General features: G+C 40.2%; 22 protein-coding genes. 18 read left to right on the top strand and 4 right to left on the bottom strand.

Annotated features, from left to right (window positions below; genetic code table 11):
• Positions 1-2: 2 nt before the first annotated feature.
• A complete protein-coding gene (locus AAEM60_RS22695; RefSeq protein WP_299745383.1) occupies positions 3-1,268 on the bottom strand; it encodes a transcriptional regulator in 1,266 nt (421 codons plus the stop codon).
• 91 nt (positions 1,269-1,359) lie between these two features.
• On the opposite strand from AAEM60_RS22695, the gene AAEM60_RS22690 reads away from it, so the two are divergent.
• The 18 genes from AAEM60_RS22690 to gvpU all read left to right on the top strand — a co-directional run bounded on the left by AAEM60_RS22690 (position 1,360) and on the right by gvpU (position 12,709).
• Positions 1,360-2,469 carry a dipeptide epimerase gene (locus AAEM60_RS22690; RefSeq protein ID WP_299745380.1) on the top strand — a complete coding sequence of 370 codons (1,110 nt, stop codon included), beginning with the start codon at positions 1,360-1,362 and terminating at the stop codon, positions 2,467-2,469.
• A 12-nt stretch (positions 2,470-2,481) separates the two neighbouring features.
• Entirely contained in the window at positions 2,482-3,183 is a 702-nt protein-coding gene (locus AAEM60_RS22685; RefSeq protein ID WP_299745378.1) for a GNAT family N-acetyltransferase, read from the top strand.
• Between the two features lie 462 nt (positions 3,184-3,645).
• Positions 3,646-4,821 carry a ParM/StbA family protein gene (locus AAEM60_RS22680; protein WP_299745375.1) on the top strand — a complete coding sequence of 392 codons (1,176 nt, stop codon included), beginning with the start codon at positions 3,646-3,648 and terminating at the stop codon, positions 4,819-4,821.
• A 9-nt stretch (positions 4,822-4,830) separates the two neighbouring features.
• Entirely contained in the window at positions 4,831-5,424 is a 594-nt protein-coding gene (locus tag AAEM60_RS22675) for a hypothetical protein (RefSeq protein ID WP_299745372.1), read from the top strand.
• Positions 5,425-5,812: 388 nt separating this feature from the next.
• Complete coding sequence (gvpA, locus tag AAEM60_RS22670; protein WP_060674023.1) at positions 5,813-6,073, top strand: gas vesicle structural protein GvpA; 261 nt, start codon at positions 5,813-5,815, stop codon at positions 6,071-6,073.
• Between the two features lie 50 nt (positions 6,074-6,123).
• Positions 6,124-6,615, top strand: coding sequence for a GvpT/GvpP family gas vesicle accessory protein (gene gvpT / locus AAEM60_RS22665; protein ID WP_341357204.1), 492 nt, complete (start codon positions 6,124-6,126; stop codon positions 6,613-6,615).
• Between the two features lie 24 nt (positions 6,616-6,639).
• Positions 6,640-7,113 (top strand): gas vesicle protein GvpQ, encoded by a 474-nt coding sequence (gvpQ, locus tag AAEM60_RS22660; protein ID WP_299745360.1) that lies wholly within the window; start codon positions 6,640-6,642, stop codon positions 7,111-7,113.
• Positions 7,114-7,134: 21 nt separating this feature from the next.
• Positions 7,135-7,395 carry a gas vesicle protein GvpJ gene (gvpJ, locus tag AAEM60_RS22655; RefSeq protein WP_299745357.1) on the top strand — a complete coding sequence of 87 codons (261 nt, stop codon included), beginning with the start codon at positions 7,135-7,137 and terminating at the stop codon, positions 7,393-7,395.
• Between the two features lie 83 nt (positions 7,396-7,478).
• Positions 7,479-7,745, top strand: coding sequence for a gas vesicle protein GvpO (gene gvpO / locus AAEM60_RS22650; RefSeq protein WP_299745355.1), 267 nt, complete (start codon positions 7,479-7,481; stop codon positions 7,743-7,745).
• A gap of 28 nt (positions 7,746-7,773) precedes the next feature.
• Positions 7,774-8,697 carry a gas vesicle protein GvpN gene (gene gvpN, locus AAEM60_RS22645; protein ID WP_299745352.1) on the top strand — a complete coding sequence of 308 codons (924 nt, stop codon included), beginning with the start codon at positions 7,774-7,776 and terminating at the stop codon, positions 8,695-8,697.
• An 11-nt stretch (positions 8,698-8,708) separates the two neighbouring features.
• A complete protein-coding gene (locus AAEM60_RS22640; protein WP_299745349.1) occupies positions 8,709-9,476 on the top strand; it encodes a GvpL/GvpF family gas vesicle protein in 768 nt (255 codons plus the stop codon).
• Complete coding sequence (locus AAEM60_RS22635) at positions 9,476-9,730, top strand: gas vesicle protein GvpG (protein WP_299745348.1); 255 nt, start codon at positions 9,476-9,478, stop codon at positions 9,728-9,730. Before AAEM60_RS22640 ends, AAEM60_RS22635 begins: the two co-directional genes overlap by 1 nt.
• 10 nt (positions 9,731-9,740) lie before the next feature.
• Complete coding sequence (locus tag AAEM60_RS22630; RefSeq protein WP_341357203.1) at positions 9,741-10,547, top strand: GvpL/GvpF family gas vesicle protein; 807 nt, start codon at positions 9,741-9,743, stop codon at positions 10,545-10,547.
• Positions 10,548-10,570: 23 nt separating this feature from the next.
• Entirely contained in the window at positions 10,571-10,846 is a 276-nt protein-coding gene (locus tag AAEM60_RS22625; protein ID WP_044340208.1) for a gas vesicle protein, read from the top strand.
• Entirely contained in the window at positions 10,812-11,096 is a 285-nt protein-coding gene (locus tag AAEM60_RS22620) for a gas vesicle protein K (protein ID WP_148970611.1), read from the top strand. The genes AAEM60_RS22625 and AAEM60_RS22620 overlap by 35 nt, the downstream gene beginning before the upstream one ends.
• Before the next feature lie 22 nt (positions 11,097-11,118).
• Positions 11,119-11,448, top strand: coding sequence for a gas vesicle protein (locus tag AAEM60_RS22615; RefSeq protein ID WP_113969330.1), 330 nt, complete (start codon positions 11,119-11,121; stop codon positions 11,446-11,448).
• Between the two features lie 15 nt (positions 11,449-11,463).
• The gene (gene gvpT, locus AAEM60_RS22610) at positions 11,464-12,288 is read left to right on the top strand and encodes a GvpT/GvpP family gas vesicle accessory protein (protein WP_299745338.1); all 825 of its coding nucleotides are present in this window, start codon (positions 11,464-11,466) and stop codon (positions 12,286-12,288) included.
• Positions 12,289-12,307: 19 nt separating this feature from the next.
• On the top strand, positions 12,308-12,709 hold the full coding sequence (gvpU, locus tag AAEM60_RS22605; RefSeq protein ID WP_299745335.1) for a gas vesicle accessory protein GvpU: 402 nt from the start codon (positions 12,308-12,310) through the stop codon (positions 12,707-12,709).
• Positions 12,710-12,847: 138 nt separating this feature from the next.
• On the opposite strand, the gene AAEM60_RS22600 is transcribed toward gvpU, so the two are convergent.
• The 3 genes from AAEM60_RS22600 to AAEM60_RS22590 form a co-directional block, all read right to left on the bottom strand.
• The gene (locus AAEM60_RS22600) at positions 12,848-14,623 is read right to left on the bottom strand and encodes a metallophosphoesterase (RefSeq protein ID WP_341357202.1); all 1,776 of its coding nucleotides are present in this window, start codon (positions 14,621-14,623) and stop codon (positions 12,848-12,850) included.
• A gap of 356 nt (positions 14,624-14,979) precedes the next feature.
• Complete coding sequence (locus AAEM60_RS22595; protein WP_098438646.1) at positions 14,980-15,237, bottom strand: GlsB/YeaQ/YmgE family stress response membrane protein; 258 nt, start codon at positions 15,235-15,237, stop codon at positions 14,980-14,982.
• A gap of 74 nt (positions 15,238-15,311) precedes the next feature.
• Positions 15,312-16,781 carry a phospholipase D family protein gene (locus tag AAEM60_RS22590; RefSeq protein ID WP_299745320.1) on the bottom strand — a complete coding sequence of 490 codons (1,470 nt, stop codon included), beginning with the start codon at positions 16,779-16,781 and terminating at the stop codon, positions 15,312-15,314.
• Positions 16,782-16,835: the final 54 nt, after the last annotated feature.

Genomic DNA, 16,835 nt, shown 5'->3' with positions numbered 1-16,835 from the left:
TTTTAAAAGGGGAGATGAAGTTCGTAAATGGAACGGGGACGACCTTGTTGATAGGTCATCTCTTCTCCAACTATCCTGATCGAACCGTGATCTACCAGTTTTTTGATTATACGTTCAGTTGAGCGACGGGTAATTTGAAGATAATCAGTTAACTCGGCAGCTGTAAACTGTGAGGATGAACGCTTTCTGCTGAATTCTATCAATTTAGACAGATTTCCCGGACTGATTTTAATTTCCTTGGCAATATCAAAGAGTTTTGGATGATTATTCTTGAGACGCTGCAATTTAGCCTCTTTAGGATAAGGACCAAGAAGGTTTTTATCATCTGTTAAAATATATCCACACTTACCCAAGGGGTCATTCTGAGCAAAACGCAGGGCAATTCCAGCGTTTTGCTCTGCTTCTATTGCCGTTGTACCATAGCCGAATCCAATTTTCATTCGACCATTCCACCTGGATATCAATTCCTCGAAAGTGTGATGAGAGACTAGTGACTCTATATGGCCCACAGTGCTATGAAGTAAATAAGTATGTTCATCAATTGATTGTCCGGAACCTTGAATATCATGGGTGAATGATTGTAACCATTGGTTAAATTCCTGATGTGATTGATCATGGGATAGATAGATAGCTGAAATCGTGGAAGCTTTTCTTTTGTTTAGTAGAGCGATAGATTTTACCTTCTGAAAGCCATTTAACAAAGACCTGATAGGGTCTACCATTCTTTCTGTTGGAACTCCAAGTTCTTTCAGGCGGTCATATACGGCGTGGATGCTTGTTAACGCCACATCAGTGTTTCCCAACTGGTGAAGTGAGTAGTGGTATTGAACAATGGAGGTTAAATCCAGCTGATAAGGAAGCCGTTCTTTATATTCCAAAACATGAGCAGCAGGAATGGAAATTCCTATATCCATCGATACATGTTTGGTGTATAAAGCTTCCATCAAATCAATCGATATACGGTCAATCGGAATTTTTTTGTGATAGGTTATAGACAATAATGAAGAAGCGACGGCCATTTCATTCTGTTCCAGGAATAAGGAAGGAACAGATAATTGATCGCATATCTCTTTTGAATAATAATAGGGCAAGGCACCTGAGAAAAAAATGGCATCACAAGGCTTTAAGTGTTGGATCAATTCTTTGGATTGATAGGGATCTTGATAAGTGTAGGGGTCTATTTCGATGTCAGTCATGTGAGGTTCTATGGAGTGTAAATCCTGGATAAAGTCTTGAGACCCGATAACAGCAATTTTTATCTTTTCCATGCTTCCACCTACTTTCGGTTTAATTAGCGACTATATAACGACATTATACCAATTTGCAAATAGTAGTGTAAATGAAAAGGAGTTATGACCTATGAAAATTATCGGATTAAACGTATATGCTATTCGTCTGCCTCTTCATGTTCCTTTTGTGGTAAGCTACCATACTTATCATGATATGCCTTCCATCATTGTAGAGATTGAAACCGACGAGGGGATCACAGGGTACGGGGAAGCAGTGGCAGATGAGCACGTTACAGGAGAGTCCTGGGAGAGTACTTATCATGTATTAAAGAGCACTCTAGGGCCTGCAGTGTTAGACCAGAATCCAATGAATATAGAGAGACTTCATGTTCTCATGAATGAATCCATATATGGTGTTCCAACTGCAAAAGCAGCCATTGACATTGCCTGCTTTGATATCATAGGGAAAAAGCTCTCTCAGCCTGTTTATCAATTGATTGGGGGACGTTATCATGAAGAATTTCCCCTTACACATGTTTTAAGCATCGCAGAGCCTGAAGAGATGGCAGATGAGGCAGCGCTCATGGTGGATAAAGGATATCTTTCTTTTAAAATGAAAGTAGGTACGGAAGTAAAAGCAGATGTCGAGCGTATACAAAAGGTTCGTGCAAGGGTAGGGAATCATATTGCCATTCGGGTTGATGTAAATCAGGGATGGAAAAACAGTTCGCAAACGTTAAAGGCTCTCCGCTCATTGGAGGGCATCGATTTGGATTGGATAGAACAACCGGTTCTCGCTGATGATATCGACGGAATGGTGACTGTAAAGTCCAAGACGTCCATGCCTTTAATGATTGATGAAGGTCTTAAAGGAACAAGGGAAATGCGAGAAATCATTCAAAAACAGGCAGCTGATAAAGTGAATATCAAATTAATGAAATGCGGTGGGATCTATCCTGCTGTAAAGCTTGCTCATCAGGCGGAAATGGCTGGAATGGAGTGTCAGATAGGCTCCATGGTAGAGTCCTCTATCGGCTCTGCAGCAGGCTTCCATGTTGCTTTTTCAAAAAGGGTCATCACAAGCGTAGAGCTGACGGGACCATTGAAATTTTCAAAAGATGTGGGTAATCTTGTCTATGATGTTCCTATTATTCGACTTTCTGATAAGCCTGGATTAGGGGTTGAGATAAATAAATCGGTGTTGAAAGAACTGACGGTGTTTCAAGATTCGATTGGATGAGGAGGACAGCGTGTGAACGCACTTCACGAAGGAAAGTTAATCAAGGAGAACAGATTGTATACTGTCCATAAATTATCTATGCTCCACATTGAAGAAATTCTTTCATTGCAAGATATAGTAGTCGCTGATTTAGAGGATAAAACACGTTTACAACCCCTCGCGCGAGTTGAATATGAGTATATTCTTAAGGGGAAGGGCTTGATGGTTGGTGCTTTTCTGGAGCAGGAACTTATTGCGTTCAGAGCGCTTCTTCAACCTGAAATCGATGAAGAACATTTGGGATTGGATATAGGATTAAATGAAGATGAGTTAAATCAAGTCATCTACCAGGAAATCTCGATTGTAGACCCCATTTACCGGGGAAATCGATTGCAGCAAGTGTTAGGCGCTGTCATTATGGAGGAACTTCCCAACCTTCCCGGTGATTTCACGTATATTAGCTGTACCGTAGCTCCCTTTAATATACCAAGTTTGAAAGATAAATTTGCTCAAGGTATGGAAATAGCGGCCTTAAAAAATAAATACGGCGATCAAATGCGCTATATATTTGTTAAAAAAGTAATGAAACAATCTGTGCAAGCCGACCGGAAACGATTGATCATTCCAATGGACGATTTTCACACGCAGCAATCACTCCTGACAACAGGTTGGCGCGGTATTGGCATGAAGAACCTTCAAGAGAAATATCATATTGAGTTCGTTAAGTATCAATGAACCTTTATCAACAGTAGAACTAATGTACTCATAGGAGCAGTCTCATTTTAAGGAGGCTGCTCTTTTCTTATGCCATTTTTTTAAAAGATTTGTTTGAACCTTTAGGATTCCTATTATTTTCACCATTGTAATAATTTAATAGATTACTAGAGTAGTGGGTTGATAGTTACAAATCCTCCACTAAAATATGGATGTAAACAAAAATGTATACAAGTATACAAATACGTACACAATTGTAAACAAAAATGTATACAAGTATACAAACAAGTACACATATTGATATATAGGGATGTGTACAAAATATGTATACAACGATACAATTTGTATACATATTGACCTTGATTACGCTGCGAATATTCGATAGAAAAGTAGGATTGACCGGAGAGGTGAAATTGTATACTCTGAGAGTAAGAGTTGAAATTTTTTGACAAATTCTTACTCATGAATGAAAGGATGATTTTAATGACGAATTCACGAATTGCAGCCATTGACGTTGGTAATGATTCTCTTAAAGGTATTTTTGGAAAGATGGACGCTGAGGTAAATATTCCGAACGTCATTGCCAGGGATATTGAAGATCGCCCAATTATCGGAATCGAAGAGCTGGATACACAAGACCCACTTGACGGCATACATATCCGTGTCCACTCCCCTACTCTTAAAGATAATAATGCGATTTATCGTGTCGGTAATCTGGCAACGAAGAGCAATAACTCTACTGAACTGGATCCGGGCAGCAGTAAATCAGAAGAAGATCAAACACTGGTGATGCTGTTTGCTTCCATTGCACTTGATGCAGCACGCAATGATTCTAATTTTAAGAAGAATAATAACGTTATAGAAGCAAATTACACATTGGGTACAGGTCTTCCACTTCGCGAAGTAAAGGAAGGAAAAGATGTAGGGTACCGTTCTAGACTGTTAGGTTCAGTACACCAAGTTGAGTTTCTGGTAACTCCTCGCTACCAAGGCATCAAAGTGAATATTAAATTTGATGAAGTAAAGGTTTATCCTGAAGGGTTTGCCGCATTCATCAATCTTGTTATGGATAACAATTTAAATATCATCAATAAGGACCTCATTGATAAACGCATCTTAATTCAAGATATCGGCGGCTTATCAACGGATATCGCTGTGATTAAAGATCGAAAAGTAGATGACGATAAAGCTCAAGGATTCAACCTTGGTGTGTCTGAGTCCCTTGAATGGATCCGTGAAGAAATCCGCTCAAGACACGGAATTGAGCTGGACAGCCGTCGTGATGTGGTAGAAATCATCACGAAGAAAAATGATCGTAATCATATTATGGTTAAAGGAAGCCGTACAAGCGTACACGATATCGTTGACCGTATTATGCTTGAACTTGCTAAGAAGCAATATCGTCACCTGCGCAATATGTGGCAAAAGAATTCTCAAACTGAAATCTGCTACTTCATTGGCGGAGGATCAAGTGTTCTTAAAGAATATATCAAAACGCTTAATAACAATCTTGATGGTTACAATATCGACTTCTTTGAAGATGAGAAAGAAAGCATTTGGATGATGGCGAATGCTTATTATAAGCTAATTGCAGACTTCTCAAGAAAGAATCAAAAACAAGCACAAAAAGAAGATCAAAAATTAGCGAAAACCAAATAGGGTGATTGTATGAATGGAAAAGGGATGTCGAGGGGACAGCCGATTACGTTTCGAATTCCTTCTGATACACCTGATCATGTTTTAAAGCATTTACAAAAACTTAAGGAAACGGAAAAACGAAATTTCTCCAGTAAAATTGCAGAGCTTGTATTAAATGGAGTAAATGATACGATTTCCAAACAGAGAGAAGCCATTACGATCCCCCTTCCGAAGGGATTGGATAAATCCCAGCGTGACTGGTTGAAGCATGAACACTCAGAAGCGTTGTTAGGCAGTATCGTGTACCAGCTGTTATCAAACCCGGTTCGTACTGCCTCCCTTCTAGCTTCCTTAAGCAGTAATTCATTGGATATTGATGAAGCCCTCTATCTTCAGGAAGAATCTGCGGCAAGTCACGATTCTTCAAGAGAGTGGTCCCTTGATCAAGTGATGGATGATACTCCAGAAGAAATAGTAGATGAGCGCTCTTACTCTACTGACGAAGAATTGGACAACTTTGACTGGGACAGTGCCATGAAGCCCCAGGAAACCGTTGAAGAAGAACCTAAAGAAGAATCGATGGAAGATCTCTTAGGTGATTTTCTATCCCAAATGAATAAATAGGAAAAGAACCAGAAGCAAAGCTGAAAAGCATAATGCTTCTGGTTCTTTTTTTGCAAAGGCTTATCATGAGAATCAATTACCCCCCCTCCCCCGATGAAAATCACACTTCTCCTCTAAATTCAAACCGATTCCTCCTTTAGAAACTGTAATCTATTTGTCTTATTTGAATTATTCCTTCTACAAAAATCCTTACAAGCTATATAACTGTAAGAAAGAAATATTACAGAGTGAAAGAAACGCAATCAAACATGTATAAAAAATGGCAGTTTATTTCAAATGATTCCCAGGACCTAGTTTAGGGTAGGTGTAAAACGAGGTAAACACCGATTAAACCGAATATAAAATTTGCACACAGTCATTGGCTACACCAATAAAGAGGAGAGATTCGATGAGTATTCAAAAAAGTAACGATAGCTCAAGTCTCGCAGAAGTAATTGATAGAATCCTGGATAAAGGAATAGTCATTGATGCATTTGCCAGAGTTTCCTTAGTGGGAATAGAAATTCTTACAATAGAAGCGCGAGTCGTCATTGCAAGTGTAGATACATGGTTACGATATGCAGAGGCAGTTGGGCTCTTAAGAGACGAAGTCCAAGAAGAAGGTTTAGCCAAGCAGGAAAATGAAAGAGGAACAGCGTTTAGCATTTAAACAAGTAAATTAAATATAGTTTTACTATTTTTGTAGAAAAGAGGATGAATATGGCAGAAACAAAAAGCAGTCAACAAGTAGAAGAAACGAAAAACATTGAAGAAAACGGAGAGCAATCAGCTGAAAATAGACAATCCATGAATTATGCGATTATCGGTGGAGTAGTCGGAGCTGGTATCGGGTTACTTTCAAATCCAGGTACAGGAAAGAAAGTAGTGGACAGTTTAGGGAAATCAGAAGTGATGAAAGCAGCAAGTAAGGAATTGCGAAGATCAGCACAGGAATTTCTGACAGAGCAAGCCATTATCACATTAAGACAATCTGCTACCGGATATATGAGCAAGCTGGAAGGTGGCAGGCTTGCACCTAAGAAGAAAAAAGAAGAGGTATCGGAAAACACTGATGCCAAGGCAGATAGCGGTGAAAATTCTTCTAATAATTCAGAAGAATTAGAAGAAATCAAAGAAGAAAACAAGAATTTGAATGAGCGTTTAGAACGTATTGAAGAAATGCTTAACAGCTTAGTGGAGTCTAAGAAATAATCGCATCCCTGAAGGGGGCATTACATGAGTAAGCCGGTGAAAAAAGCAGTTGGGAAGATGGCTAAAAAAGCATACGATCACGCCCCGGAGCCCGTGAAAGAAAAAGTGAAAGATTCGATAAAAGAGAAGGCGAAAGAAACATTTGTAAACAGTGTCGAAGGCGGTATTCAATCAAAAGCCAATGAAGCATCTGAGAAGTTAGAGAAGGCCAAAGAGAAAAATGCTGATAATGTTCATACCAAAGCTGAAGAAGCAAAGGAAAAAGTACAGGATGTCCTGCTCTCCGTTCGAGAAAAATTAGGCAATGCAAAAGAAGCAGGAGAAGAATTTCAAAAGAAAATCTCTTCATCCAATGATAAACAAACAAAAGTTAAAGGTGTCGCAAATATTAAGGGGGCGAGTGACATCAAGAGCTCCTTTAATATTAAAAGTTCTACAGAAATTAAAAGTTCGGAAAATATTAAATCATCGAAAGACATTAAGACCATCTGTTCTTAAACACCGGAAGGAGAATAACAATTGGCTATTCAAAAGAGTAATAATAGTTCGAGTTTAGCGGAAGTAATTGACAGGATTCTCGACAAAGGTATCGTCATTGATGCCTTTGCAAGGGTATCTGTCGTTGGGATTGAAATCTTAACGGTTGAAGCAAGGGTCGTCATTGCCAGCGTAGATACATGGTTGCGTTATGCAGAAGCTGTTGGCCTGCTTCGGGATGATGTCGAAGAAAACGGTCTTGCTACTCAGCAGAACGAAAGAAGCTCCCAGTTTAGTGTTTAAACAGGGCAGTGGAGAAAAGAAAGTGAAAGGGGGCCATTATTGGCACCCTCCCGCTTTCATAACAGTAGGAGTAGGAGGCGACTATGGTTATCAAAGAGATTATGAATAATGTTACCGACTTCTTCAATGAACATGTAGCCCCGGTCCATAAGATTACGTCAGTGGAACTGACAGAAGATGAAGGCTGGAAGCTTCAAGTCGAGGTAATTGAAGAAAAAGAATATATGAAGAAATATGCTAAAGACGAAATGCTTGGAACATATGATGTTCAACTCAATAAAGAAAAGGAAGTCACATCATTTAAACGACGGGATATCCGTTACAGAAGTGCCATTGGACAGGAAATGTAGTGGATGAGCGAGTAGGAGGGAATTGTAAGTGACGGTCTTAACAAAACGGATCAAAAAGGATAGCAGGGCATTAATACAAGACGATGAAACGAAAGAATTGCTTTCGCGCTCATTGCAATACCTTAAAGCTGGATATCCTGTACATTTTACAGGTCCTTCCGGAGCCGGGAAAACCTCTCTTGCAATCGCTCTGGCGAAGAAGAGAAAAAGACCGGTTATGCTCATGCATGGTAACCATGAATTAAATAATAAAGATTTAATTGGTGATTTCACAGGGTATACGAGTAAAAAAGTGATCGATCAATATGTTCGATCAGTCTATAAAAAGGACGAAAGTGTCACCGAGACATGGAGAGACGGGCGATTACTGGAAGCAGTAAAGAATGGCTATACCCTTGTATACGATGAATTTACAAGATCTCAGCCGACAACGAATAATATCTTCCTATCTATTTTAGAAGAGGGGATCATCCCTTTATATGGATCGAAATTAACGGAACCTTTTATTCGCGTACACCCGGAATTTGCAATCATATTTACTAGTAATCCTGCAGAATATGCAGGGGTTTACCAAACGCAGGACGCTCTCCTGGATCGGTTAATTACCATTAACGTAGATTACAAGGGAGCAGAAAAAGAGGCAAAGATTGTATCCGAAAAAGCAAACTTGGTTATGAGTGAAGCAAGAGCGATTACAACCCTTGTATCTACATTACGTGATCAATGTACAAACGGAAAGAACGGACCGAGCTTGCGTGCTTCCTTAATGATCGCAAGGCTCGCCATTGAATCAGACATTCCCATAGACGGTAAGGATTCAGACTTTCAACGTCTATGTATTGATATAGTAGCACATAGTCTAAGTCGATGTATCGACGAAGAAAACCCACAAAAAAAAGCAGAACGATTAATTATAGATGCATGTAAACATATGAAGGTATCTGAGGAATAAAGGAGAGTTTCATGATGAGTAAGGAAGAAATGGGAATCTATATATTTTGTGCCATTCAAACAGAAGAAGACGATCAATTTGGCTCCATTGAAATTGAAGGCGAGGAACGCGAGACGTTCACGATCAGATATAAGGACTCCGCGATGGTAGCAGCAGAAGTACCGATGAAAATCTATCATCCCAAGAAGCAGAATCTTCTCATGCACCAGGGTGCCGTATCACGGGTGATGGATCAAAAGGATACGGTCATTCCGATCAGCTTCGGGAATGTCTTTAAATCAAGAGACGATGTGCAGGCTCTTCTGGAAAACCTTTATCCTCAGTTCGAAACCCTTTTCCCGGCAATTAAAGGGAAAATCGAGCTAGGGTTAAAGGTTATCGGTAAAAAGGAATGGCTGGAAGCGATGGTTAAAGAAAACCCGCAGGTAGAAAAAATGGCATCAGCCGTTAAAGGGAAATCTGAATCTGCCGCGTATTATGACCGCATTCAGCTTGGAGGAATGGCTCAGAAGCTATTTACTTCCCTTCAAAATGAGGTGAAGCAGGAAGTCTATGCCCCCCTTGAGGAAACAGCCGTATCAGCAAAGGCAAATGACCCTTCAAGTGAGAAAATGCTTCTCAACGCTTCTTTCTTAATTGATCGGGACCAGGAAGAAGTGTTCGATCAAAAGGTCAATGAAGCCCATGAAAAATGGAAGGATAAGGTCGAATTTAATTATAGCGGCCCTTGGCCGGCTTACAATTTTGTCAACATACGCTTGAAGGTTGAGGAAGGCTGATGATTCATAAATTGGTGAGTGCACCAATTAATTTAGTCATTAAAGTCGGCGAAAAGATTAAAGAAGAAGCAGACAAAGAATTGTACGACCTTCCTACCATTCAACAAAAATTGATTCAGCTTCAAATGATGTATGAATTAGGTGAAATCCCTGAGAAAGCATTCCAGGAAAAAGAAGATGAGTTACTAGCACGATATGAAATTGCGAAACAGATGGAAATGGAGCAATGGGAAGAACTAACGAAAAAGAAATAAGGGTGATCAGATGAGCGATTTACTTTATTTATACGGCTTAATCCCAACAAAAGAAGCAAATGAAAAGGCTCTTCCCTCCATGAAAGGATTCGATGGAGAAGGTGAACTATATACGATTGAAATCGGCGAAGTGACAGCAATTGTCTGTGATCTGCCACCGGATGAATACTCAGAAGAAACCATTAAGGACAAAGTCGATAACGATATGGACTGGCTTCAGGAAAAAGCGTTTCATCATCACGAAACCGTACTGATGGTTTCCAAGATGTATACCATCATTCCCTTGAAGTTCTGTACATTGTACAAGAACAAGGATAGCCTTATGGCCACGATAGAAGGCAATCGAAACAAGCTGGAAACGACCTTCGCACAGCTGGATGGTAATGAAGAGTGGAACGTCAAAATCTACTGTGATGATAAGCTGCTGAAGAAGCAGGTAAGCGAAAGCAACCCGTCTATCGAAGCCAAAAGAAAAGAAATCAGTGAATTACCAAAGGGCAGGCAGTTCTTTGAAAAGAAAAAAATCGATCAGCTGATTGATCGGGAACTTGAAAATGAAAAGAATCGTCTCTGTGAAGAGGTTCATGAAAAGCTGAAGGAACATTCCCTCCATGGAAATATCAAAAAGAATTGGAGTAAGGATGTCACAGGCAGACAAGAACATATGGCTTGGAACAGTGTGTTTCTCCTTCCAGTATCCAATGTTGATGAATTTGTAGAGGAAATTAAGCAATACGAAGAAGAACTGGGACACGCAGGTTGGAAAATTGAAGCATCAGGCCCTTGGCCACCTTATCATTTTTCTAGTTTTTCTTAATCACAAAACAAGGAATGAGAAATATGACAGTTAGAGAATCAATCGAGAACAAAGATATTGCCCTTATAGATATATTGGATGTCATTCTCGATAAAGGTGTGGCGATAAAGGGAGATTTGATTATATCCATTGCAGGTGTCGACCTCGTGTATCTGGATTTGCGAGTGCTGATTTCCTCAGTAGAGACATTGGTTCAACACAAGCAAGGGACGCGTAAAACGGTAACGTCCGATCAATTCGATAAAGAAAGGGAGGGATTGATTCATGCCACAGGCCAGCGGGACAAATGGGCGAATTAATTTCGACCCGGAAAAAGCAGAACAAGGCTTAGCGCAACTTGTATTGACCGTTGTAGAACTATTAAGGCAAATCGTCGAAAGACATGCAATGCGGCGTGTCGAAGGCGGTACTTTAACGGATGAACAAGTGGAGAATTTAGGCATAGCCCTGATGAACTTAGAAGAAAAAATGGAAGAGTTAAAAGAGGTATTTGGTCTTGATGCAGAAGACTTGAATATAGATCTTGGTCCTTTAGGGAGCTTAATGTAATGCCGATTAGGGAGGTTACATGATGGGAATGGAGCATCCGGTACAATCCAACACAATCGTGGATGTATTAGAAAAGATTTTAGATAAAGGAGTTGTCGTAGCAGGGGATATTACGGTGGGAATTGCCGATGTCGAGCTGCTCACGATTAAAATCCGCTTAATCGTTGCTTCCGTAGATAAAGCGAAAGAAATAGGCATGGACTGGTGGGAAAATGACCCGTACTTAAGTTCCAAAGCCGCAGATAACAACACGAAAGCACTTGAAGAGGAAAATAAGAAATTACAGGAACGATTGGAATCACTTGAAAAGAAACTGGATACGAACCGTCTTAACACGGCGGAAACAAACTAATTGGAGGTTTTACTGATGGCAGAAAAAAATACGCAAAACACAACAGTTGAGAATCAAGGACAAGAAAAGAATTCAACAAACGAGAACAAAACAAGAAGAAGCGGCCCTATCAAGAGAACCGTAGCTGGAAGTCTGTTGGGAGCAACTGTAGGATATCTGGCAACACCTGAAAATGGAAAAAAACTATTAGATCGTATCGATCAAGAGAAAATCAAAAGCAAAAGCCTGGACTTCGGGAAAGCAGCAAAAGAAAGATCCAGAAAAGCCGCTGTGTCCCTAAAATCATCAACAGCCAATCTGTTTAAGCGTGATAAAGATGAGGAAGCATCTGAAGACACGGAAACGGCCGTAAATTCAACAGAAACAAACAGCTCTGAAGAAGAGTCAAACCAGGACTATGATGCGCTTAAACAGGAAAATGAAGAACTTCAGGACCGTTTGCAGCAATTAGAAGAGAAAATGAATCAAATTGCCGCGACACGTGAAGATGGAAGTGATGAAGAGGAAGACGAGGATGAAGAAGAAAAAGAAGAAACCTCTTCAAGTAAGAAAGCTTCTAAAAAGTCTAAAGAAGAAGCAACAGATGAAGAAGATGACGATGAAGAAGACGAAGACACTAGTGAAGATGAAAATGAAGAAGATGAAGATGATAGCGATGATGAGGAAGAAGCCTCTAGCAAAAAGAAATCTAACGGTAAGTCAGGCTCTACAAAGGGCAAGAAACGTTCTACCCGCAAGTCAAGCGCTAAAAGTAAAAAATCTGCTAAGAAAGATGATGATAAAGACGAAGATCAAGAAGAAGATACAACACTCTCTACCGAAGACGACACAGTAGCTTAACGATAAAGGAGATGTGAAGATGAGTTTAGAATCTGGTACAGGAAAGGATAGCATCTTAGAATTTTTTGTACAGGCATCAAACAAACATGACTTTTCATTAGACATCACGTTAAACGTCAAGGGAGCCGTCATAACGGGTACCCTTGTTTCTGCAAAGGAATACTTCGACTCATTAAGTGAAACCTTCGAGGATGGCAGTGAGGTAGCACAGAAGCTGAGTGAGGAGCTTGCCAGAGCCGGGGAATCTGTAGATGAAAACCAAAATGCTGAAGCCCACTTTATTCACTTGAAGAACACAAAGGTATATTGTGGCGACAGCAAGCCGACCCCTTCAAAAGGGAAGATTATGTGGCGTGGTAAATTAAGTGAGATTGATGGCTTTTTCTTAGGAAAGATTTCTGAATCGAAGAGTAGTAAATAATAAAGAGCAACTGAACATAGAGTTCAGTTGCTCTTTATTATTTGAAAGAACGATACTTTGAATTATTTCCCGGGCAGAATATAACTTCAATTAAAAACAAGCTCCTTTCCAATGCTATGGAATGGAGCCTATCAATGTTTATTTCTTCTGCACGTTGAGCGTTTCTGTACTGTTTGCTGGAATGGTAAGTTGTACTTCAAGATACTGCTTACGATCAGATGCATAATTCTGAAGAACTTCGCCTGTTGATACGTTGTAATTTCCTTCTGTCATATATAAGGGGATGGTGACGGTTAAAGGTTTGTTTAAACGATTTGTCACTTCCACCTGTTGTGATGACGCACTCCCGTCATTACTTGTCTGGTAGGCAGCATCAAAGGACATCGTCCCACCTTTGGTATCACCATTTTGATAAACAGGGATTGAGTGGCCGGTTTCTTCATAATTGTAAGATTCGATCTGACCATCTTGAACAGAAAAACCCCTGAATCCGACCCACGGCTTACCAGTCAATTCAATCGCTGTGGTCGTTGTATATAAAATGCCATCTTCTTTCGTTACGTTATCAATATGAGTGTGCCCGTGGAGACTAACGGTTACATTGTTTTCTTTCATGACATTGATTAATTCTTTAGCATTTTCTCCATGCCATTGCTGGTCATATTTGATTCCCAGTTTTTCCCCGAGTAGTAGTGTTTGCAAACGCTGAGGATCATGCTGTTCATCGTATTGTTCCCAATAGGTTTGGACCTCTGGGTCATCCTTTGGCCACATTTCCCGATCACGCCACAGTGGATTATGATGGGAAAAGAGTCCACGGACTTGCCCGCTCTCTGCAGTCTGGGCATTGCGTTGTAAATCTTCTTTGACCCAATTGAGTTGTTCCTCGCGTATTTGCCCACCCCAGGTTGGAACAGAAACAGTTCCATTACCGCTTCGATCGAACTTGTGCCAGTCAAATGAGTTGTATCCGATGAAGTGGGCATAAGGGCCGTAATCAAAAGAAAAATATTGAGGACCGAAGTACTTTTCCCAGTATTTCGCTCCATCTGTTAGCGTAGCATCCTGAGCGTAGTAGTCATGATTCCCTGGAACAAGATAGACGGGTACGTTCAGTTTTTGAAGCATTTTATACGTTTCCTCATATTCGTATATATACTCCAAGGGATTCATTTGCCCATACATGAGATCTCCTGTCACAACCACAAAATCAGGGTTTTTTAAATTAACTTCTTTAATGGCTTTCTGTAAATATAACCATCTTTTTTGGGGATCCGGGTCCCACATGCCTGCTTCCTTTGCCAAAGCAGGATCTACAGAGGATGGATCTTCTGGATCACCAAGATTCCGAGGGGAACCAATATGAGTATCCGTCATATGCAAGAAGGTAAAATTCTTTTTGTACTCGTCCACTACTTTAACGGAATGTGGTTGTTCATCGTTGATCCTTTGTCCATTTCCAGTGTAGGCTACTTGTAAATCATATAGCTTTTGTGGAGTATTTTCAGGAATCGTGACAGTGACATCAACGATGGAGGAGCTGTCCTTCCAATGAGATTGTCCTTGTTGAACTGATTTGACAGGTAATTCATACTCACTAGTCTGAGAAGAGTGGTTTGTCTGCTTTAATTTGATACTCCATGATCCCGCTTCTTTACCCTGTGTGTCGATTTTTAAGGTAAGGTCCTCACCTTTCTTTTTAATGGCTGGTGTTGCGAATAGCGGGTAAATAATCTGGTTTACCTTCGGATCCAGGGAGATATTTGGAGCGGAATCCAGATAATGAGTACTGTTGCCGATACCGCCATCCCTTTCACCAGCTGAACTAAAAAGGGTTTCCAGTGCTTTCGCTGATAGAGGAAGAATCGATAATATTACAAGTGAAGCGAAACTTTTTTTGAACCATTTTTTCATTTTGGCTGCCTCCTTTTCTGCTTTAAGAGTATCTACCATATGTAAAGGAAGTGTTGATTCTTTTTTACAAATGAGGATTGGGAATGATTACCGACTTTGATTGGATATAGAGGTTTTCCGTTTGCTTAAAACGGGTAAACAACCTATAACAAAGGAGGTTACCTGCATGAAACGTTTAATTGGAAGACTGATCAAATGGGGACCTATTATTTACCCGTTTTATAAGAAGTATCGGAATAAAAGAAGACATAAGAAATCTATGACGTATTAAGAGGGCAGCCATCATTGGCTGTTTTTTTTTATATATTTTTAAGGGCAAATAAAAAACCCCTGGAATTCAGGGGTTTCAGTGTTTTTTAATGAGAAGTCTTTCTCATACCTCTTAACAGTAAGCTTAACAGGAATACAAAGATAATAGCTCCCAGTAAGGCTGGAATGATAGCGATTCCTGCAAGTGATGGTCCGAAGCTTCCTAGAAGTTCTCCACCGATCCATGCACCGATGATACCTGCGATGATGTTCCCGATGATTCCACCAGGAACGTTTTTACCTAATATAAGACCAGCTAACCAACCGATGATCCCACCTACGATTAAGTACAAGATAATACCCATTTTTCTAACCTCCATTTAATGTTTTTGTGATGTGTTGTTACTGATTTAATTCCCTTTTCTTGTGGGATTAAAACCTAATATGTCGTTACTTGGAAGATTTTTTGCAAGATATACATGACATATTTAAAGGCAGGCAGTTTATCCTGATATTCCTCATATTTAACGGTGTAGGTGCCATCATCGTTGTTCCAGATACGGTTAAAATACTGATCAATATCCGACATGGTTTTGCTGTCAGTTGGGGCCACAATCTTTATGTTCTCTTCTAAGTTATAATCATCTAAGTTTCTCGATGTGTAATTACTGGATCCCCCGATGACAGTACTCTCTTTTTTCCCTTTTATATAAATGAATTTAGTATGGTATTGTTCCTTATTGGTGTTATACCACCGAATTGTAATATGGTCATTGTCCAGGTTGTGCAGCTCTGATGCGATTGGCAGGTTGGGTAACCCTATCTTTTCTTGACCGAAGGCATTCTGATTGGGGTCAAGCACTAATCGTACCTCTACTTCACGGTCTGCAGCATCCCCTATGGCATCGATAATGTCCCGATCCGCAAGATAGAACATCCCGATCCAGACTTCATCTCCTTTATTGGCATTATTCATAGCGTTTACGACACTTGTTTGAACTTTCTTTTCAGTAAGGATTTGTGCTTTAACGGAGCTCTCTTTAGAAGAAAGCTTTTTAATAGACTGATCTAAGTCTTCCTCTGTAGGAAATGCCTCTACGTTCCCCCCTGAAAAAGCAGCGACTGCCTTTTCGGCTTTTACCATGTCCTTGAGGATTTCTCCCTTGACCTTGAATCCGATATTAGAGTGAAACCCACTTGCATCGTGGGGATTGGCGGAAAGTATTAGTCCCTCCCTTTCAGTGATGACGACTTTTCGGTGATTGGCTTTAACATTTAATAGTTTTAAATACGATCTCATGGTTACCTTGGGTGCAGATGAAGCCATAGGGTTAGGGAGCCAGCCATAGCCATCCTGACCGAACCAGCCCAGAGCGGTCCTCCACACCCCCGAGTATATGATATTGGGATCCCTGAGGCGGTTTAGATCGGTATAAATGACTTCAGCCCCGAGATCCTCTAAAGGCTCTAATTGCTTTGCGGAATGGGACCCATACGTGGTATTGACGATATCACTGATGAAGACAACCTTTAAATCAGGTTTCTTCTTCATCTGTGCTTGAATCGTTTTCGATAATTTTTCACTGATTCTCGGGTAATCACGATCACCCTTTGTATATCCATTTACTAAAAATAAGTCCAAGATAAGAAAATCCTCTGCTTCTTCAATGGTTTGGTATACTTCATCAAAGATCGAATGGTCATAGAGTTCTTTCCCATCCTTTTGGTATGTAAGGTCGTATAAGAACTCCACATCCTTTTCGGGTATGGTATAGGTATTACCTGCATAGGATATTCCCGGAGGCAACGGCTTAACGCGGTGGTATACCATAACGACGGTAAGGATCAATAGGAGGACACCCCCGATCCACCAGCTTTTCTTCTTATACCACTTTTTCTTTGTTTTCAATTGAATTCCCCTGTTCTACTGTTTTTTTCTTACTATACCCTTATTGGTAGTGGA

Source organism: Rossellomorea sp. y25 (assembly GCF_038049935.1).
Classification (GTDB): Bacteria; Bacillota; Bacilli; order Bacillales; family Bacillaceae_B; genus Rossellomorea.
The sequence above is the reverse complement of the archived record's forward strand: the minus strand, read 5'-3'. Positions and strand labels throughout refer to the sequence as shown.

Excerpts from the sequence above, each read along its gene's own strand:
- AAEM60_RS22675 (WP_299745372.1), top strand. The coding sequence starts at position 4,831 with ATGAATGGAAAAGGGATGTCGAGGGGACAGCCGATTACGTTTCGAATT.
- AAEM60_RS22625 (WP_044340208.1), top strand. The coding sequence starts at position 10,571 with ATGACAGTTAGAGAATCAATCGAGAACAAAGATATTGCCCTTATAGAT.
- AAEM60_RS22620 (WP_148970611.1), top strand. The coding sequence starts at position 10,812 with ATGCCACAGGCCAGCGGGACAAATGGGCGAATTAATTTCGACCCGGAA.
- AAEM60_RS22680 (WP_299745375.1), top strand. The coding sequence starts at position 3,646 with ATGACGAATTCACGAATTGCAGCCATTGACGTTGGTAATGATTCTCTT.
- gvpU (WP_299745335.1), top strand. The coding sequence starts at position 12,308 with ATGAGTTTAGAATCTGGTACAGGAAAGGATAGCATCTTAGAATTTTTT.
- gvpT (WP_299745338.1), top strand. The coding sequence starts at position 11,464 with ATGGCAGAAAAAAATACGCAAAACACAACAGTTGAGAATCAAGGACAA.
- AAEM60_RS22615 (WP_113969330.1), top strand. The coding sequence starts at position 11,119 with ATGGGAATGGAGCATCCGGTACAATCCAACACAATCGTGGATGTATTA.
- AAEM60_RS22600 (WP_341357202.1), bottom strand. The coding sequence starts at position 14,623 with ATGAAAAAATGGTTCAAAAAAAGTTTCGCTTCACTTGTAATATTATCG.
- gvpA (WP_060674023.1), top strand. The coding sequence starts at position 5,813 with ATGAGTATTCAAAAAAGTAACGATAGCTCAAGTCTCGCAGAAGTAATT.
- AAEM60_RS22695 (WP_299745383.1), bottom strand. The coding sequence starts at position 1,268 with ATGGAAAAGATAAAAATTGCTGTTATCGGGTCTCAAGACTTTATCCAG.
- AAEM60_RS22690 (WP_299745380.1), top strand. The coding sequence starts at position 1,360 with ATGAAAATTATCGGATTAAACGTATATGCTATTCGTCTGCCTCTTCAT.
- AAEM60_RS22595 (WP_098438646.1), bottom strand. The coding sequence starts at position 15,237 with ATGGGTATTATCTTGTACTTAATCGTAGGTGGGATCATCGGTTGGTTA.
- gvpQ (WP_299745360.1), top strand. The coding sequence starts at position 6,640 with ATGAGTAAGCCGGTGAAAAAAGCAGTTGGGAAGATGGCTAAAAAAGCA.
- gvpT (WP_341357204.1), top strand. The coding sequence starts at position 6,124 with ATGGCAGAAACAAAAAGCAGTCAACAAGTAGAAGAAACGAAAAACATT.
- AAEM60_RS22635 (WP_299745348.1), top strand. The coding sequence starts at position 9,476 with ATGATTCATAAATTGGTGAGTGCACCAATTAATTTAGTCATTAAAGTC.
- AAEM60_RS22630 (WP_341357203.1), top strand. The coding sequence starts at position 9,741 with ATGAGCGATTTACTTTATTTATACGGCTTAATCCCAACAAAAGAAGCA.
- AAEM60_RS22640 (WP_299745349.1), top strand. The coding sequence starts at position 8,709 with ATGATGAGTAAGGAAGAAATGGGAATCTATATATTTTGTGCCATTCAA.
- gvpO (WP_299745355.1), top strand. The coding sequence starts at position 7,479 with ATGGTTATCAAAGAGATTATGAATAATGTTACCGACTTCTTCAATGAA.